This window comes from Psychrobacter sp. P11G5, from assembly GCF_001593305.1.
GTDB lineage: Bacteria > Pseudomonadota > Gammaproteobacteria > Pseudomonadales > Moraxellaceae > Psychrobacter.
Genome location: NZ_CP012533.1, coordinates 1,708,301 through 1,729,224, shown reverse-complemented (window position 1 = coordinate 1,729,224; position 20,924 = coordinate 1,708,301). Strand labels below are relative to the sequence as shown.

The following is a 20,924-nucleotide window of genomic DNA, read 5'->3' as shown; positions in this document are numbered from 1 at the left end:
TCGCTTTATCCCTTCTCATTTAATATCTCTTGTTCTTCTTCGGCCACTGTAAGTTGACGTTTAAGAAGTTTATTCTCTTCTAATACAGCTATTAGCTCAGGATCATACTGCACAGTTCCTGCAAGCTTGCCTTGATTGGCTTTATTATGCCAGTTAGATAATGTTTGTATGGCGATGCCTAGCTGCCGAGCAGTTGCACTCAAATTACCATTGTTGTCTGCAATTTTTTTAACCGCTTCTGCTTTGAATTCCGTGCTGTAAGTTCTAATTTTCTTAGTCATGGTAAACTCCTCATCGAGTCGTTAGTTTACCAAGTTTACTTATACGGTTTCTTCAGCATAGCTCAACATCCCACCAGACCGATAAATAATAAGAAGATAAGCCCTTAAGAAACAACATTTAACGTTACTTTTTAAGGGCTTAGAATGGAAACGTTTCAACTGAATCGTAGTATTAAACCTAGCTTTTACTCATGTAGAGCAAGTATCCTGATAACAAAACCCTTACCTCTCAGGTAGCAATATTATGGTTTTCAAGGTATAGCATTATCAATAAGAGTTTTATGAAAATCAAAGCGATTGGCCTGGTTATACATAAAAAAACCTACTAGGCATTTGCTGGCACGTCTTAGCGGGTTCCTACCATTTTTAGAAATACTCAGGTGGCTTGATTAATATTGGAGTCTGATTAAGGTAACGAATCGCTCTTAACAACAGTATATTCATACTAATATGAATACCCAGCACTTCACGGTTATAGTCATCAACCACGTTAAAGGCTCAGAACCAGATGTTGTTATCCAATTTATCGCTCATTGTATTATTTTAGGAAATAGTTACATTTACAGAGCTTTTGCAAAGGTTTCAAAAGGTGAAATCCAATTCATGAATTTTTCTACTTGCAGTATTTTCATTGATCAAATCAATAAAACCTTTATTTATTGACGACTTAAGGTCATATTTTGAATTCTGACAGGCCGCACTTTAAAATATATTCTCAACTCACTTTGGAATCCTGTAGCCCTTTGGTTACAGGAATTTTTGTTGCTTATCAGTCTTTATCTGCTTTTATGTATTTGTTGAATGACGGTATAGAGCTAACCACTAAAACAATATACCGTCATAATGAAGTCAAAAGTCACTTCTTAGGAGATTAGAATATACCTACTTTAATTAAATCAGAGTATAAAGCTTAACTTTCACTCATGAAGAATAAGTAGTTTGATAACACAGCTCTTACTTCTTAGGTAGCAATATCATGGCTTTTCAGGGTACAGCATTATCAATAAAAACTTTATAAATATTAAAGCGATGAGCTTTGTTATGTATAAAAAATCTACTCAATACACTCAGCTTTTACGTCAAAGTGTCTTCCGCCATAATTTAACAGAGCTACGTAAACTTCAAGACGGTGAAAAACAGGCTATAATCTAGTTCACTACCTAGCTACCCGCCAATACTTGTCCTTTATAAACCTCAAAGTAGCCATCATAATCAATCACCTAAAGCGAAAGAGCCTATTAACTGCAGGTTACTCCTGGTCACTCCACGTTACTGCAACCCACAGATCTGACATTACGTTGGTGTCAAAAAAGAGCTTCAACTCGCTATCTGGCTTATCAGGTAATCCTATTTCTTTCAGATTACCAACAAACAAGTTACCTAGAGCAGCACTCGTATCTAGCGTGGTCCCCTCACCATCGTTGCTCGACACTTTTACATTAGCTTTTGTATTGGCCAGAATTTTCACTTCCTTCACACTATTCAACCGACCCTGACTCCAGAACGGGTAGTGTTCTGCAAGCAGATTGAGCGTCAGTTCGTGGCGATCAGCATCCGCCGGTTGGCTCTGAAACCTAGCCCACTCGGTCGGGAACTCATGACGCACAGAGAACAGGCGTACCGAACCAGCAGCTTGCGCTTCGCTGATGCGCTCCTTGATATATGCAATAGATCCGCTGCGCAACAAGCTCCCACCCTCTCGAGCTGTATAGCGAATATGTAAGATAACATCGCTAATTGTTTGATAATCAAACTGCGCAGGGTCTTCTTTACTCGGATCAGCAGGCAATTGCAGTTGCCATTCGCTAACAACACCCGAGTTCTCGAATGGCAAGTAGCGCTCGTCGCGCAGGTTGGTCTCGAACAGCCCGCTGTCGTTCTGAGCGGAGCTGGTGACGATCGATTGTAGGCTGCCGAAGTTATCGTTGAAACGGTCGTCTTCCGCACCCTCACGGGCATACACACCATCGCGCAGGACTTGTGTCTTGCGGATGCTGCTCTTCAGTAACGTCAGGGTACAGTTGACGCTGGCATAAGGGCCAGTAACGCAGGGGATGCTCACCGCCACGGTCTTGATGCGTCGGAAGTAATGGCCTGGGCCATCCATATCGAATAGCGACTCAGGAAGCCGTACGGTGCAGCGACCGGTGGTGCGCAGTTGAATCAGCGCCAGTGGGTCCACCTGGAGCAAGCTTACGTGCCTAGTAAGCTCGTACTCTCGGCGGTTGGTCTCCAAGTAGGCTGTCTCCATGCGACGCAGGTCGTAGTGAAGCTGGTCGCCGGCCAGAAGCCCCTTTTTCAGATTGTCCCAATAACCAAAATTTATGAAGGAGGCATCGTAGTCAGCCAGTTCATACTGGAACGCCCGCTGAGCGCGATTGGCCATCTCATAGGCCAGTTGATAGCTCTGGAAGTACACAGAGCGGATCTGATCCACCATCCAGCCGTAGAGCTCTTCGTTGGTGAATTTCGATCGCATAAGATCATCCATTTCGCGGTTCTGCGCAATTTGCCGTTCCTGGTTCTTCAGTTCATGTTCCGCAATTGCGATGCGCAGACGTGCCCCTTCCAGTTGCTTTTCAAGGGCTTCAATTTCTGTCGCTGCTTGATTAGCTTGGAAATCCCACTCTTCATCGCGCCGTTTAAAGCCAGCGGTGATGGAAGACATATTCGACGCTCGATTTGCCCACTGTGCCAAGGCTGAAGTATTGAGACTGGTTGCATCCAGTCCATGGACCAGATTCATTAGCCCACCCTTAGTGGTTATGACGGGCGAACCCCCAAAGCCGGAAGTTCCAATCTCGACATTCGGTACAATGCCCGCCATTCCCTGTTTTACCAGTGAAATTGCTGCTACTCCCAGTTCCAGATGATTCGCCTCTTCAAGCCGGTCGAATTGAGCAGTCTCTTCGGATATTCGACGAACTCGCTCCGCATAAAAGCGATGCCTCTCTCTACTTGCCGCCAGATTCTTCTCCAGCCCTGCTAAAGCGGCATCCGCATCCTCGAGTTGCAGACGTCGCACATCGCGCATTGCACTTAAGAGTCGTTCCTCGTGACTAGAGCGTAGCAGTGCCAATTTCTCGGCATCACGCTTTTCGAGCGCCGCCAACAAAGCACCGCCAAGCTGTTTGACATCGTTGCAAAACTCAATAGCTTTCTGCACCAAGATACTGTAACGATACTGCAGACGCGGGGCTTTCATGTCCTTCAGCACGCTGCCAATATCGATGCCCGCCGCAGTTGCCCTAGTCAGCAGGTCTCGATCAATGGGCAGCTCAAACAAGCTGAGCTGGCGAACGTCCCCCTTTGTATTCATGCAGTTGCGAACCTTGAACAGGCGATCTGCGATGATGTCCCAGTAGCGCAGGTGCTTCTCGTTCCTAGGCACGCAGAAGAAGAATGATGAGCCAAGGATATCGACCGTGGCAACCTCGCTCATAGGCGAATCTGAGACATCCATAGGAGCAGGCAACTCGTTTTCAATCTGGACGACGACATTGCCAAATTGATCAAGATACTCTTCAAGGTCATCAAAGGTCTTGATGATTTGCCCGTCGATCTTTTGATCGCCTCGTAGTTCCGGCAAGGTTTCTGGGCGGTCGCCCAAAATCTGAGATGCCAGAATGTAAAGCTGAGTCGCTTCATTGATCGACTCAATGCTATCGCGTCGAAAAAGGGAATCGCCCCAATTGATGAGATTATCGAGATACTTCATCACGATGGTCTTCTGGTAGGCAACCAGACGCTGTTCGGCTATACGATGGGGCTGGAAGGCATTGTCACGCCAGTCAGCGACCTGGGCTTCAAGCGCGCCCCTTTTCGCCTGATCCTGTGCGTCATTCGAGCTTAGAATCCCAAGCAACGCACGAATATTCTCTAGGCCTCGGTTCTCAAAAAAGGGTTTGATCTTCCAGTAGCGGTAGGGGGTATCGGCTGAAGACAGGTTTGAAACGTCAGTGGGGTCGAAAAGGTAGTGGAACCATTTCTGGGCGGCTTCGAACTGCTGGTTGGCGCTCAACCGTGACGCGATCAGAAGCGGAGCATGGAAGAACAACTCCCAATTGTAAAGTGCGTAAGCACCTGTATAGGAGAAGTCGAACTCTTCAACGGGCGGATTGGACTGGTCAACCGAAGGCTTCAGCTGGAATATCTCGCCAAACTCTGTCCCAGGCAACTCTCGCTTGAGCTGGCGTCGCAAATCGTCACCGCCACCATTCTCTGCCGGATTCAACAACCCTTCGATTCCTCGAGAATAGATCTGTTTGATGATGTCGCTTACGTACGGGTGATAGTGGATATGGAAACGATACTTCGGAGTGACGCTGGTCACTTCCTTGACCTTCAGCGGCTCGCCGAGAAAGCCTAATCCAAACGCGGTGAGTATGTTTTCCCCGATGCCGAAGGCTGTGTCATCATCTTCCTCCGTTGGCGTTGAGTGCGTTGAGCTATCTTTACCAAAGAAGTTGACGGCAAGTATTGAATTCGTCGCGGTCAAAGGCTTTCGGACCACACTCAGACCACTTACAGTGAACGCTCCTGTTGCAAATAATGAGTTTGACCTCTCCGCGAACGACAAATCAACGCTTCTGAAAGGAAATCGATTAGGAACTCTTCGCTCTGAATGGGCTAAAGCTACAAGGACCGGAGCATCAGCAGTTGGCAGAGTAAAATCAGGTAATTTCGGATGAATAGCACCAATAGGGACGATTACGTAAATCCGGTTGCCATTCTCGTAGAATAACGGTGATTGGGAAGTATATTGCGTATACTGAAGCGGCGGTACAATCAAGTCTGCGCGACTTCCAAGTAATACGGGGACAAGTGCTTCCTGAGGGTTTTTAAGTGCGAGCAGGGCATCCGACCGGTACTCTTCTAGATAGGAGTCCACTACTTCCTCGTTCTTTTCTTCAATCTCCAAGCGACCACTATCTTCAAATAGAAAACAACGACCCGATTGAAGCCAAGAACTGTTCAACTGGGGCTCAGAAACCGGAGTATCGCTATCAACCTTAAACTCAATTTGTTCTACCGCTATTTTCAGTTGGCCTTTTTCGTTTTTAAGAGGGCGAGGCCGAAACCAGACCGACAACCATTTGGGATTCTTTATTCCTTTTAGCCCAGAGAAAGTTGTTGACTCTGTGTCTATGGAAGAATTGGAAAGTTTTTTTGGAGACCAACTTCCATGATCGTATTGACTCCAGGCTAGTTTTATTTCCAGATACCTATACGGTCTATCTATCGAATATTGTTTATCCCCGACCTCTGGCACCTTGACTTGTCCATTTTTACTCGTGTCCGCCCTTTCCGTCGTCATAAACCAGAAAAGATAAAGGCGGCGGTTGTGGCGGGTAATAGAGACGTTTTCACCTTCGATATCGACTGGCACAGATTCCCACGGAGTCCAGCGGCGGCGGTTTTTCCAGCGGCGGTAAAAGTACTTGCGAGGGATATTTTTGGTGCGTCCTAATACGTATAACGTGCCGGCTTCTTCCTCATCGTTGTATACACTGGAGACTTCCAGTCTGGCAACCTCGTCTAGTTTCTCCAGATAATTTAGAAAGGCTGTTTCAGCTGTTTCAGAGGTGACGTCGTTTTGCAGCAGTTCGTTTTCCAAATCCTCAAAGAAGGATGACTTTTCCAGCCGTAATTCCGGCTCAATCCAATTTTCGGGATAGAGAAAAATCTTACGGTTCGCTTCCCAGACCCGATAGTTTTTCATCCATTGCCATTGGCTGGCAGCTTCATCGTCAAGGGTCACGCCTGGCTCCAGGTTCATCAGGCAGCGCTGCACAAAGAGCTGAACCGAGCTGATTGCCAGTTTGATGCGTGAAGTCAACATGCAGGGATTCATCTCTGCATCCATCAGGAAGTAAGCGTAGATATGTGCGATTTCCGAAATATCATCATTGCCGGCGATTGTCAGGGCAGCATCGACCAAGGTATTCCGCTGGTGCAGACGCAACCCATCGCGGATCAGCTTGGCGACGGACGGCCATTTCTCGACACTGAACTTAGCCCGGGCGGCCTGCTTAACTTCGTTGGTGGTCTCGCGAGTGACTTCTGGTGCTGCCCAGGTCCAGGCTAGTTTGGCGGAGACGCCTAGCCGTTGCAGAAGCTCAATCGCCCGATAAAGCCTGAGAAGATGTTCCAGAGCCTGTTGACCGGTGAAGTGATTGTTGAAGGAGAGGTTAAGGTGATCGACGTCCAGTAAGGTCTCGATATCAGTCTGATTCCAACCGGTAGCGGCGTGTAAACCAGTGATAAATTGACCAAACTCGATTGCATTTCCATTCTCATCCTGGCCGGAATGAGCGGTGCGCAGAAGCGTGAACAGCGATGTCTCTCCGATTGGGATTTGTGTTCTCAGCCAAGCAAACTGGGCCATACGCAACCATGACTGGAAGCGTTCCGGGTCAGGTTCACTGGCATCAATAGGGAGAGTATTGAGATCTAACCAGCCCAACTGAGGGGCCTCTTCGACCAGCCAACGCACTTCGTCGGAAGGAATATCAAGTTGGTTGAGAATCAGGGCGATCTTTTGCAATCGTCGCACCATCTGATACTGGTCCGCGAAGGCGGTCTCAGCTAGGGGTGCATGAGTGCTACCAACAAAGGTGTCATCCAGGAATATCGCACTGGCTGATTGAGTAGCATCAGTTATGGCTTTGATGGAACTACCCAATAGTTGTACACTGGCCCGGAGGTCAATGTCCAGCAGATCGGCAAACGACTGTTGCACCAGAGCGATGCTGTCGGTCTTGAGAAGAAAGCGGGTGAGCGGGTCCAGAACAGTATGGAATCTTTCTGCAAGCTGAATGCTGGGATCCAAGTAAGTAGCCGACCCATCATTGATGAATTGATCCTTGAATGCCACGAGATCGTCGATGAAGACGTCGAAGTACTGATCGATGATAGCGTTTCGATCAAGTGTTCCTTCAGGAAGCTGCGTATCCGGCGTCCCGACAATGATCCCCATTACCCGATCCAGCATTGATTCGGGCACCAGCTTGGCCAGCCGAAGGCGGGTACGTTTGCCCACTGGATCGGGAGCCGTCGTCATCAATCCCGGCAAGACTGGGTCTTTGACAAGAAGATAGTCCGCTTCGAGTTTTTTCAGCCCTGTGCGCAAGCGGAACAGGAAGTCGCCAATGGCCTCGCTCCCTCTGGCGAACAAGCTATCTTCTTTAGAATCGTGGTTCAGGATATAGGCCAGTTCAGACAGTGTGGAATCGGAAGCGCTGACTACCGCCAGAACATCCAGAAATCCATGTGAAAGGCCCTCTAGATTTTCCAAGGCAAACGGATTCAAACCGGTCAGATCGATAAAGTGGAGCAGATCGGCCACCGGCAGCCTCAGGGCTTTGGCCATGGTGACCACTCGATAAAGCTCGCTCAGATTCGCTAGATTCAGTGCCCCGTCGATTCCACGTTTCTGAATGATCAAGTCCAGTTCCGAGGCCGAAGTTAGCCCGAGTGCCGCCAGGATTGCCGATTCCTCATCTTCAAGGGTCGAATTGGTATTGGCCAATTCGTCCAAACCATTGTTAAGGGTAAAGACCTCCATGTCGTCCTGGTCGCCGATCGACTTGTTGAGAAATAGCCGGTCGTAGAGCGAAGGCTGTTCCTCTCCCTCGTCGTTCTTGCGCTGGGTCGTATCGATAGGACCCCACCAGCTCAGTAGAGTCAGGAGCGGCATTCCGAAGGTGTCGTGCAGTTCCCGGAGCACTGCCAGACGCCGTAGAAGCATATCGTCGAGGGTATCTGTTCCCAGAACATGGATCGCTGCGTCTAAATCGAGGATGTTCCAGCCCAGCTTACGTTGGAGGCGCATGAAACGGTGTATACTGTCGGCGTGCGGTTCCTCCATCATCATCGGAATAGTAGCATGGTCGAGATCGCAATGGTCGCTAGCAAACTCGATCTCCAAATCCCCATTGGCATTGACAAATTTGGTATCCAGCAAACGCCGCACCTCCAAGTAGGCGAGGCTTCCCTTGCGCATCAGCGACTTGACATTTCGCAACTCCTCGATGGTGGCGGGAGCGAGTTCGCTACCCCACCCAGCCAGGCCTTCGGCCTGCGAACCAATGATGATGCTCCATTCACGGGGAATCAGACCCAGCGCTTCTGCAGCGATGTCGGTGCGAAGCGTTGCAGGGAAAGAACCTTGGGAATGGGGATTTAATATACCCATGATCTCGGTACGCTTGACGCCCAATGGCTCCAAATAGGAGCGCATCTCCGCCGCCCACAGATTAAAAGGCAACGTCCATGGGTAGTCCCTGTTCTGGAGTAACCCATAGGCCGCCGCAACAATGTTCTCAGGGTGGACCCGCAAATCTTCCCTCTCGCCAAAGGTTTGGGGAACCTCGTTTTCATCCCACCAATTGGCATTTGTATTTACGGCGGCGCTGGCTAAAAAGTGCTCCATCACCTCGATCACCAGATCCACATAAGGCAAGGTAGTATTGGTATTGTGACAGTTCAACTCAATCTTACCAATGTCGCCGCGGCGCAAGAATAACACCTCGAGCGCGGTCCTCCCGTCCTTCTTGCGATCTCGGAGAAAGGCCAAGAGATCGACTAGATAAGCTGCCGGACTGTAGACCGACCGGCAGTGCTCGCATGCGCAAAAACTGATACTGCCGAAGAGCTTCTCCCAGGTCGGAAGATCTACTTCTGGATTGGCATCAGCTCTCCCAGCACTTGCGCCGCCCTCGCCTGAGAAAATCCTAAGATTACCTTCGGGTAGTACCTTCATTCCCAAGTTGTTGAGTAGCGGAGAGTAAGCGGCAAACAACGCTGTGGCCATGGCCGATTTCTGGCTGGCGGCCTGATAAACGCGCTTGGCAACGTCTTCGCCCATTACGGGCCCATAACGGGCGTAGAATGCCGTCTTCCCCATTTTGCGGATTCTGTATGCGGAAGTGTCTCCATTTTTGAGTAGCGCACGCATAGCCTCATAGCGACCGACCGCTGGCGCCAAATCGAAAACCCGTTTGAAGTCAAATAGCCGGTCGCGCAGGCTATCGGCGACTTGGATGTCGTTGGCGTCCAAGAAGACCCGCACGTTCTGGTCGCGCAACTCGATGTTGTGGTGTCGGCTTAAAAATGTCTTGACCTCATCCGCACCGTCAAAATCACTGCGACCCAAAACTGCTGCAACCGATGGTGTTGGATAAGTTGCTTCGATCAGATCGGCCATTGTCCGTGCGTAGGTCATTTCCGACGTTTCGCCATCGATCTTAGGCAGGTCTGGTGGCAGCATTACTTTGCCCTCCTGATCGGTGTGCAACCGGATCTCGCGCAACCATTCCTCTTGGTTGCGGCCGATAAGTCCTCGCAAGCCCTGCCGATCCTCGCTCAACTGCCGGTGCAAGCTTTTCATAATAGCGGAATTGTTTCGCGTGAGGGTGCCCAACTTGATAGCCAGTTTGACCGAGTCGATCGCGGTTTCGTCGAATCTGTGATCCGTGGCCAGCTCATCCCAGAAGGCCTGGCTCGTGCTATGGGTAGCGGCGAACCTTTGAGCGAAGGCACGCTTCTGCCTGTCATCAATGTCGGCAACTGTAAGAATGCCACCCAAGGAGGTGGAACCAACCGGCAATTCAGGTTGCTGCAGGAGCAGATCAACCCGTTGCTTCATCAGGGATTTCAGAACGTGTTCCAATTTATCGGCAACTTTCTTGCTGATGACATTGGCCTTTGACGCTTCTTCGAGAGCCTGCCGCAGGACGCTCTCATCCTGAGCGACCAGGGCAGAAAGGCTCATGGGCTGGTTCGCTCTTAGTAAGCCGTAAAAGGCTTCCGGCTCGATCTTCGTCGCTTTCGACAAACGGTTTGCTTTCACTAGATAGGCAATGAAAACCGGATTGACCCGGCTTTTGCCAGCCAGATACATGATGGACTTTTGATCCAATTCAGCGGAATCGGTACCGTCTAAGAAAGGAGCAAGCCGCTGTTGCAGCTGCTCAAACTCCGGCAGATCGGAGTAGGATTCATGATCAACGATGATATCGACGGTTAGTTTATCTTCAGCTTCGATGATCAGCGGCGATTCAGCAACTACCTCGTCGGCTGCATCTATGACACGCACAAGGAGATCAGGAGCGCCTTTCGGTCTCGGCACGTAGCGTACTTCGTATTGCCCTGAAGTATCCGTATTCGTTTCGCCCAGAATCACATCATCCTTAGCCAAAAGTCTTTTGTAAATGACCTGCACGCGAGCACGTGGGATAGGGTTGCCATTGGGTTGCGTGACCCGGCCGCGTACCTCAGGGTCCAATTTAACTAACAATGCATTAAGTGCGTTGGCCGTGAGCTCATCCACCTCCCCGGTTGGCCGAATCTTCTGCTCTTCCTGAAAATGACTGACGAGCTGGCGTGTGGCTTTACCATAGCGCTGCGCCGTGCGCTCGCTCTTGAGCGTCTCGGACAGTTTGTGTCTAGCCGTCTCATCGTTGGCTAGCAGGACGCTACGTTCCAGCAGCAGTCGTAGCGCGTCTTGTAGGTCACCCACTTCTGGGCGCTTCATTTGTAGCTTTAGTGGAAAAGTGATTGCGTTCATGGCCTGGATCCTCTGGTTGATTTTCTGAATTCCTGCTCTTTACTTACTGGTCCTGCTGTCCCAAAAGTGAATCCTGGTTCGCATGTCTAATAACGCGTATTTGCTTAGCTATTCACCTTCCAATAAATCAATTGAGTTCGCCCCACCTCTTCATTTTTCTCTCTATCGTGAACGATGGGTCTTGTAGCCGCGACTGATCGATAGATATCCTGACTTCGAGGTTCGACAGCTCATCGCCTGGTAGGATTCAATAGAAATAGAGAATTCGCTTCTTTTCATTTCTTTCAACAGCTACGCCTCTTCCGATCAGCTTTGTGCTCGGGTAGTTGCTTGCAGTCAACTTGTAGTACTGCGGATATGGAAGAACGCCAGAAGTATGCCTACCGCCACCGTAGTTGACGATTATCTGTGCGTTTGTTTCTCTATCTACGAAGATTAGTGCCGCTGACCGCCCGGGTCTCGACTTACTCTTGCCATATTCCTTTGTAAAGTCCCAGTTCGTTCCGAGAATCTCCTGAATTTCTCTTACACCTTTTCCACTGAGATGGGTTTCGGGGTTAGAAAATAGGTCTTCCGCACCAATTGCCTTCTGCGTCGGGCCTCCGACGACTGGGCCTACGTCTCTACTTCGTCTGAGCAGAGGTGCCTCCATAGCGAGAAAGCCCACATTCACTGCTGCCGAAAGGCAGGAGCCGTCCATTTCACCAACGCATCCTCTTATGTCATTGCCAGCCACTCCTATTTGACTACCAAGTTCCAGGCCTAGCAATAGCCCTCTACGAGCACCAGATAAGCCAATTCCGATAGCCGAGGCATTGAGTTCGAAAATACGATTTCGACCGCTTGCGACCCAGTTGCTGTAGGCATCCTGGTCGGTAATAGTCTTGTTTTTTTTCATGTTCTGCTTAGTTCGTTGCTCAAAGAAGGCAAACACCTTTTCTTTCTCATGCGCATAGAAATACTTGTTATCTTGAGAGTCCCATACAGCACTTGCATCTCTACCACGACCCTCTGGTGTACGGATCCTAGCTTTTTGTAATCTTTTAGCAAACGACAATCTCGGTACTCTAGCTACTCGCTTTCTTCTCTCGGATTCTTGTTCATGTATTTTATTCAAATCTGCGTAAACTTCTCGATCTGATATTTGTGGAAGCCCTGGGTCGGCAAAATTTACCGACTGAGTACCTGACAGATCCACTAGAGCAGTTGGGCTATTCCTTGCGTATAAATACAAATTCCCACCATCCACCAACCCAGCCGGATCAGCGCTAGCCCATCTACCTAACCAAGGCAGATAATAGCGCGCCGAATGATAACTAAACCCACTCTCCTCATCGCGCTTCATCCCCGTATACCGATATTGTTTTCTTTTTACTTCTGCCAGCGAACGCCCCGCCTGATAGGACGTACTGCCATACGGCGTGTATTCCTCGTAGGAAATAATCTTCGCCTCATGATCCAACTCCAAACTGGCCGATCCCAGATGATTGCTAAACTGATACCGAGTCAGTTGTGTATCTGAACCATCGTCGCCCCGCGTACGCGTCTCCACCAGAGCAATCCGCTGCTGGTCGTCCATCACATGCAGTGTCTCGCGCTCCAGCTTGACGCTGCCATCGGCCTTGTAGTCACGAAATATCTCAAAGCCGCCGAGGTAGATCCGCTCCTGCTTGAGCTGCCCATTGGCTAGCTCAGTCAGCTTGCGCACACGCTGCCCGGTAGCGTCGTAGACGTACCAGGTCGTTTCGACCGCACCGCCGTTGTTGACCTGCCGTGCCGTAGCCTGCAGCTGGTCGCGGTAGTCCCATCGCATCAGGGTGAGGTGGGGCATGCGCAGCATACTACCGTGGACGTCGTAGCCGTCGCCATCGTCGCTGTAGGTCTCGGTGAGCGGATTACCGTTGCCCAGTGTTGTGGCCGACAGCCGGTTGCTTTGCTTGCCGGGCTCCAGCTGGCTGGCTTCGGCATATCGGTAGCCCCGCGTCCAGCCAGCATGCATCGGGGCGCTGCCGCGGTGTTGCATCTCGAGGAAATTGCCTACGGCGTCGTAAACGTAGCGCTCAATATAGGTGCCCATGGCCGACACCTCGTTGGGTCCGAACTGGCTCGGCACATTGCCGCTCTTCAGGCCCGTGCGTGGGCTGTCGTTTTGGGAATGCGGGATCGGCGTGCCACCCTGGCCCAGATGCTCACGCCCAGTGGCCTCGATCAGACGGTAAAGTGCATCGTAGGTATACTCATTGCTGGGCTCAACGCGCTGGTTGCGAAAGAAAATTGTCTGCTGAGCATCGTCACGAATTTGGGTGATGTTACCGACCGGATCGTAGGTGTAATTCAAGTCCTGAAGCGATTCGGCACCGCGTCGCGTTCGTAGACTGGTTAAGCGAAATGTCAGCGGGTCGTACTCATACGTGGTACTGGTGCCGTTGCCATAGTCGATACGCTGGCGTTGGCCCTTGGCGTCGTAGTTGATATTAGTCACGAACGGGGTGGCAATGGTGTTGCCACCCAAGTTAGCGTCGACCCGTTCTAGCAGATTGGCTTCATTATAGATGTGGCGAATAACACTATTGTCAGGCGCAGTCGTTTCCGTTGAGCGATTCAGTGCATCGTACTTGCTGCTGCTGTTGAAGATATCTGCTTCCAACGGCACAGCAGTCGACCAATCGAGTGCTTTTTTGTATTCTTGGGCGAGTTGACGCTGATTATGTAGTGGGTTGCCTTTGAAATCGAATCGAGAATTAGTAACGACACCCGCTTGGTCAAAAATTTGAACAACCTGCCCTCGCAGGTTATTGGTTTCCGCGTCAGGTTGGTTCTCGCCATAAACCGTGCGCCCCACCAGTATCTCTGGCTCTGTGCCCTCGACCAAGTATGACCCGACAGGCCGCCGCAGCGCATCGTAGGTGGAGCGAAATTCATGATCTCGACTATCCCAAGCGCGAATCGGTTGCCCGGCCACATCGCCCAGCATCCAGCGTTCACCCGCTTCCATACTGGCTTGGTAAATAACGGTACCGAGCATATCGTAGCTATAGCGCATAACGATACGGCCTTGACCGTCGCCGTCCTGCACAATCGCGTCGCGCACAGCACGTTGGTTGCCTTCGATGTCCAGCTCGACACGATTGTGAAATTTATCTTCCATGTCATCAAGGTCATGGCCTGGAGCCGCCACTTTGTTGTGACTAGTAGTGAGGAAGGGTCGTCCCAGCGTGTCGAGAAAAGCCCTCGCCGGAGTATCGGCATGAGCCGCTGCCTTACGCGCAGCTGCCTGCTCTTGCTGCCCAAGTGCGCCACTTTCACGCTGCGCGTGCCAAGTCTGCCACTGCTGTGCGCTATCAAAATAACTAGTAGTGTAGCCCCGAATATCGGCGTCGACGCGCGGATCGCTAAGCACGGTGTCATTAACATCCCAGGTCATTTGCTGCCACGGATCGAACACCACTTTCTCGTAAGTGTGATTAGGATGTAGCGTGGCCACAACGCGTTCAACCGGATCGTAGAATAGAATTGGGCTGACGCCAACCTGTACCCCAAATTCGAAATGATGGGTGTCGGTGAAGAACGGCTCGTACTGACGAACTGGCTTACCTTTATTGTTAAAGATAGTCCAGCCACTACCAACCCAGCGTGGTGGGCCAGCGATTCCGTTAACTTTCTCGGACTCAGCCTGAATTTTCCCTTGGATCTCACGGCTAAAGCCATCAGAGTAGGAGAAACTATGCTGGATCCTCGTCTGCTCACCGATTTGTAGATCAGCATCGTGGGTCTCCCTTGCCATTGTATAGACCACAGCAGGTTGCGGCTCGGCCTGCTCCTTGCTGCGCTGATAAGCGAACAAATCATAAGTCAGCCGCGTCGTAGCTCGTCCCAGAATAGCGTGTGGATCGGCGAGCGGATTAGCAATGTGATCGTGAATTTCAGCATCCGTTAGATCGGTGATGAAACCATCCAGCGAGTCACCCAAGCTTTCCTCTGGCTTGCCCATCACTGCCGTGCCTACCACCATACCGAGAATATCGAAGGTTACTTCGGTACGGTTACGGTTAGGGTCCATTACTAGCCGTGGTTGCAGTACTCGATAGTCGTTACCAAGGTTAGTGAGATCAAGATCGCCGCTAGGCAAACGCTCACCCACGGTAACGCAGTTACCTAAAGCGTCGCGGGTTTCCAGCATCAACAGGTCATAGTCGTCATAAATAATGACACTCTCGGTGCTGACTTCACTAGTATGAAACGGATCGCGGGAGCGATGCGGTAGGAAAAAGTGCTGGCGAGCATAGGTCAACTCTTGAACTGGTGTATCTGTACTGTTCGGTGACAAAAATACACGTCCCGAAGGTATCCAGCAATGCCCATCAGCATCTAGATCGACGTAGCCGCCACGGTCGGTGCCTTGACCACCAAGTACATCAGCAGGATTTGAAAGTAGTGGTTGGCCGTCACGTCGGAAAACTTGTGCTAACAGCCCTGGCGTAAAGGCAAGCTGATAACTCTCGCCAGGCAGGGCCAACAGTTCAACTTCACCAAGCGGTAGCAGCACCGTCAGATCATCTTTGCGATAGAGGGTGCGAACGTGTTCAATAAGCCGTTTTTGTTGACTGCTATGATCTGCTTGCTGCTCATAAGGGATTTGTGCAGCAGATAACAACACAGTGAAATCATTGCGTGTCCACTCGTCAAAGCTGAAGCGTACACCGTTATTTTGCGGCTTGAAACCGGTCAATTCATAGCTACGCACTTCAGCTGGAAGCGGCGTACGGTAGTTATCGAACACATTGACGGCATCGATGGTATTAGTAACACGATTTTCGGTATAATTGATGAGCGTTTGCGTCTGCTTCTTGCGATCGTCCAAATCAAGTTTTGCCAGGCTAGGATTTGGGACCGTCGTCACCTGCCCATGCTCATCGACAATGCGGATAATTTCACGGCGGCCATAACCGATAGCGGCTTGCTTGAGCACATTGCCAAAATCATCTACTTCTAGTGTAAGTGCGTGCTGGATACGAGGATCAGCCGGATTACGCTCGTAGTGGTAGCTGATGACCTCACGTGGATGAGTAAAGAAGACCGCGTGGCGGTTGTCATGGCGAGATTGCAAAGGGTGAATGGTAAAGTTCTGCTCGATGACTGTGTAAGGATGTATATCCTCGGGCGTGTTATCGAGAGCGTAGACCTCCTGACGCAGCATGACCCCCTTGAGCGAGCGGCTGGCCTCGCGCTCTTCTTCAAGAGTCAAACCCGAGGGCAATATAGTATCTGGGAGCAGCAGTGCCTTAGCTTGCGCATCGGTCAGCCCCGGTTCGCGGTAGTACTCGCCGGTATCATGTGTATCGAGAAGACCCGCAAAAAAGTCAGATAAATGCTCACGGCCTAGATAGACACCGGTATGGAACCAGGTTTTGGTGTGCACCGGAGGCACTTGAGAAGCGCCATCTATGTTGGTTGCTGCGGACAATGTACCGTCTGTTGTCAGGGCGGCGAGCTCCTCCGTATCAAACTGCTCAACCATCCCAAAACCGCGAAACTCACGTTCCTCACCGTCAAAATAGCCGTGATGATAGGCGTAGCGTGTGACGAAGCGGTTGTGGCTGATGTGGTCATACGTCTCGACGCGCTCAACTACGTGCACCGGAAATGGCAATCGGCTGATCCAGGGTCTGCTAGCGTACTTGTCTTGTAGATAGAATTTCGTAGAAGGCACGTACTGGATGCGAGTCTCCGCGCCGAGGTTGTTGACAGTCTTAATGAGCAGATGGGGTTTTTGTTCACCCATCAAATTGATATAACGCATCGGCTGACCTGCATCTCCGGGCAGCGGCGACGACCAGACTAGACAAGCAGTGCCATTGCCGAGCAGATCGATAGGCACGATATTGACCAAGTCGTCTATACGCGGGAAAACACGCAGCACCTGCACTGTGCTCCAGCTATTGCCCGACTGATTAAAGTACAAGCGTATGCCATCGCGGTGCAGATAGATGATGTCGATGGTGCCACTGCCGTCAATATCAGCCAGCCGGATGCGTGCTTGATCAAACTGATCGCTATGATCGAACCATGGTGCCTGATCCATGATAATTTTAGCGCCAAAACGGCCGTAGCCCAAATTCGGCCAGTAGCAAACTTCACCGTTACGGATACGCACTAGATCAGTAAGATCATCGCCGCTCAAATCAGCCAAGTAGATGGACTGCGTGCCATCGGCAAAAACGATACGAGGACCTTTGTTCTCATCCAGCACTTGAGCAACACGCATGGCTGGACCAAACCCTTCCTCCGCTAGCGACGAATGCCAAACGAAAGCATCATTTTCAGTAATAAGCACATCAGCATGACCGTCACCGTTAAGGTCGATAAATTTTAGGTTAGGATCACGCATGGCACGATTAAGGCGAGATGTGAACGGCCGAAAAGGTTGCCAGCTCTCAGCGACGTCGTGCTTATAAAAGCCCTGCATTGGACCACCCAGCATCACTAGGTCCGGCTCACCGTTTCCGGCGAGATCCATGAATTGTGCGCCACTAGCCAGGGCGAGGTTAGGCTTTAAAGCGACACGCTCAAGTGGTGCGAACTCAACTGATCGAGCGCTGATCGGGCTGATATTACGCTTGTAATACCAAGCATTAGCTTGCTCAGCCAGAATACCAGGGAGACCTTCACCGTGCAGATCTGTCCATTGGTAGCTTGTGCCATCCAGACCCATTGGAATATTTTCAAGACTTTTAGAATCGACTTCCTCTATCGTGTCCTGCACGATGGGCTTGGTGTATTCAAACTCTACCGGTGGTAAGCTACGCTTTTTGTAGCCGTTACCCTCGCGCTTATACCCTGTTTGTGTAAAGGTGCGCAGAAAGGTATAAATAGGATTAGAGGCGCTGGACGGATCTTGCTCGTGGGAGTAAGTGAAGTCGGTGGAACGTACTAGGCAATTATTACCCACGCTCTCCTCGTCTTCAAAATGATGAAACATCAGCACCCGCTGACACAGTCGCGTGGTGCGTACCTCAAAGCCGGCGCGATAGGTTGAGAAAGGATCGTCGCGAAAGACCCACGGCTTAATACCTTTTGGCGTGGGTATGTCAGTATCGTGTTCTCCATAATCGAAAACCACCTCAAACATCCAACCAGCATTCTGGATCTGTGCCTCACTCAAAAATAGCGGCCGAGATCCTGTATCATCCAACAACGATGTCCGATTGCCGTAATGAATACGTTTTAGATAACGGTTGGCTGTGCGTCGAGGATCATTATGATCGCCTCGGTTGCTTTCGTGCGCTTGGGTTAAATCGACCCCGACTCCATCTTCCGATTTGTACCCGTACTGAATGGCATTGCCTTTATCGTCGCGAGTTTCGCAGATCAGCCAGCTAAAAGTACGGCCAGCATCCTCAGGATCAGCTATTCGGGAGTTGGTATCCTTGCCATATAGGGTCAAAATATTGTCTTTGGATATCGAGCGCCAGTGCACATCTTCGTCACTCAGCCGAGTCCAACGTTCGATGCGTGCAAATAAACCTTCAATGCGAGGACGATACCTATGAATGAGATAACCTGACACAGATGCTTCAAAGCGCTTACCATCTGATTCCAATAGCGGTACTAGATCTTCTGCACCAGAGAGCAGGAAAATATCAGATTCTTCGGCGTCATGGTATCGCGGTAAGCCTTTTGCTGTTTTGCGCGTGATTGACGGTAATGGAAGCGTCCAGCCGAAACCATAAACTCCATTACCAGAGCCAGAATCATAAGAAAGAGCGAGCTGAGGACCAAAGCCAGAGCGACCAGGGCTGGTCGCGATTGGCACAGACATAGAACCTGTACCTGTCACTGGGTTAGTAGCAAACTTCTCTCCAATACTCTGAATCGCACCGCCACCTTTAGGAAGTGAGATCGTAGGAGCAGAGCCTTGCCGCTGATCGGTTCCTTGTGCGTTATCGGCTCCACCATTGTCTACAGAGGATGAAGTTGTCTCTTTAAAGTCAGGCATAAATCACCTCGTATAACTTTAAGAGCAGCTCAGCTCAAAATGAGCAATTTCTTAAAGTATCTCTTAATACAGAATTAAGTCTACTTGGTTCACCTATAAAGTTAGCACACAAAACAACCTTTTAATACTTTTGATTGAAAAAAATAAACTATATTTATCAACAACTTATATATTTATTTCCTTCCTCATTTACCATTAATCTTAGTTATCCCTGTTTTTCTATCTTATCCTATACCACCCTAAACATACCTTAAACCCTTTAGATATAAGCATAACGACCTATATTTACTAGTTTCTGTTTTCCGTGTTTCTACCATAAAATACATCCATGCTTATACTTCAAAAAGCCATTTTATTTATACTTTAAACCTATCGATATCTTTAATATACATGGGCTTATGCCATTATTAAGTGGCAGATATTATTAAAGGTAGTTCTAAAGATAGCCCAATGGCACCAGAAATTTGCACTCTTTGATTATATTCATAAACCCCTTAAAGTAGACTGCTAGGATCTGTCCTAGATAAGCAAAATAATGAAAAACTTTGAAAGAGTGAAGTTTAAAGTTATTTCTTCAGAGCTTAGAATGTACTTACATTGATTAAATCAGATTATAAAATTTAATTCTTACTCATGAAGAGAAAGTAATTTGATAAGGCAATCATTACTTCTTAGGTAGCAATACCATGATTTTTGAGGTTATAGAACAATTAATAAAAGCGTTGTCAAAATCAAAGCGATGGACTTCTTTTATATATATAAATAAAACCACTAGGCATCTACTGCCATGTCTTAGCGGATTCTTATTGTTTTTAGAAGTAGTCAGGTGGCTTTATTAATATTGGGGTTTGATACACTACCAGTACTGTTACAGAGCCGACTAGATAGTATACCGACACTGGTCCTCATTACTCCATCCTTGGGTCAAAGTGTTACACTTATTCAATAAAACCAAGAACAGAGCAAGAGGAAGCAATGACAGAGATTAATGGAAAGCGGTTATCCTATCTTTATGAGGCTGTAACTATGGGTACGATCCGGGCTGCAGCAGATAAGCTCAATATTGCTCCCTCGGCTATTAGCCGGCAAATATCTCTGTTAGAGGAAGAATTAGCATGCATTCTTATTGAACGGCATCGTAAAGGAGTAACGCCGACAGAAGCTGGTAGTATTCTCTTACAGTTTTATCGGGAATCACTCTCCGCTGAAGAGAATTGTGTTTCCAAATTACAGGCGTTGTTGGGATTGCAACGGGGTCATATAAAATTAGCTATGGGTGATGGTTTCGTTGGGGATTTGATGTTGGGCCCATTATCTGAATTCGCCCGTCTATATCCGGCGCTGACACTTTCAATCAGTACTGGTGGATCAAACGAAGTGATTCGTCAGGTTGAGGAAGATGAAGCACATATCGGGCTAGTGTTCCATCCCAGCAGTCATCCGCGCATCCGCTCACAGGTTGTAAGTTGTCAGCCAATGTATATTATTATTTCGCCCGACCACCCTTTAGCCGATCGAGATAAACCGATGCAGTTGAAGGAGCTTCTAAAGTATCCAGTGGGGCTGGCTGAAAGTCGTTTTGGCGTACGTCAGTTACTAGCGATGGCCGAATTTCAACAAAAGATTCGATTTAACCCCATTCTAACCACTGACTCATTCGCTGTACTAAAGAATTTTGCCCGCTCAAATATGGGGTTTACCTTTCTACCGTATTTTGTAGTGTCCAAAGAAGTGAAAGATGGACATTTGATAGCAATCCCTATAGACAATACGCTACTGGCAAGCGGTGAAGCTCATGTCGTAACTCGGTTGGGTCGTCATCTATCTCAAGCCCCGTATGAATTACTACAACATCTAAAGTTATGGATGAAAGCTTTGTAAGCGGGCTGCACGCCAGCAACATCGAGTTGCTGGGCGCTATTTTGAGACATCTGTGATGCGCCACCAATATTTACGCCTGTCTTTGTCGTTGCCGGAGATGCTACAGAGCGACCTCGACACCGAATATGTTGTCAATGCCAGACTGAAGACGGTGACTGCGCTCTGTGAAAGCGACTTCATGACTAGAGAGTACTTG

3 protein-coding genes and 1 pseudogene are annotated in these 20,924 nt (G+C 49.3%); 1 reads left to right on the top strand and 3 read right to left on the bottom strand.

Annotated elements, in window-relative coordinates:
* Positions 1-8: 8 nt before the first annotated feature.
* From AK825_RS07140 to AK825_RS07130, 3 genes and pseudogenes are all read right to left on the bottom strand, one after another.
* Positions 9-281 (bottom strand): annotated as a pseudogene (locus AK825_RS07140) (IS3 family transposase); the annotation flags it as partial.
* A 1,249-nt stretch (positions 282-1,530) separates the two neighbouring features.
* Complete coding sequence (locus AK825_RS07135) at positions 1,531-10,851, bottom strand: neuraminidase-like domain-containing protein (protein WP_068035799.1); 9,321 nt, start codon at positions 10,849-10,851, stop codon at positions 1,531-1,533.
* A gap of 247 nt (positions 10,852-11,098) precedes the next feature.
* Positions 11,099-18,847, bottom strand: a complete 7,749-nt coding sequence (locus AK825_RS07130; RefSeq protein ID WP_068035797.1) for a SpvB/TcaC N-terminal domain-containing protein — start codon at positions 18,845-18,847, stop codon at positions 11,099-11,101.
* A gap of 1,245 nt (positions 18,848-20,092) precedes the next feature.
* Between AK825_RS07130 and AK825_RS07125 the strand changes: the two genes are divergently transcribed.
* On the top strand, positions 20,093-20,728 hold the full coding sequence (locus AK825_RS07125; protein WP_227514151.1) for a LysR substrate-binding domain-containing protein: 636 nt from the start codon (positions 20,093-20,095) through the stop codon (positions 20,726-20,728).
* The last annotated feature ends 196 nt before the right edge of the window (positions 20,729-20,924 follow it).

Excerpts from the sequence above, each read along its gene's own strand:
- AK825_RS07135 (WP_068035799.1), bottom strand. The coding sequence starts at position 10,851 with ATGAACGCAATCACTTTTCCACTAAAGCTACAAATGAAGCGCCCAGAA.
- AK825_RS07130 (WP_068035797.1), bottom strand. The coding sequence starts at position 18,847 with ATGCCTGACTTTAAAGAGACAACTTCATCCTCTGTAGACAATGGTGGA.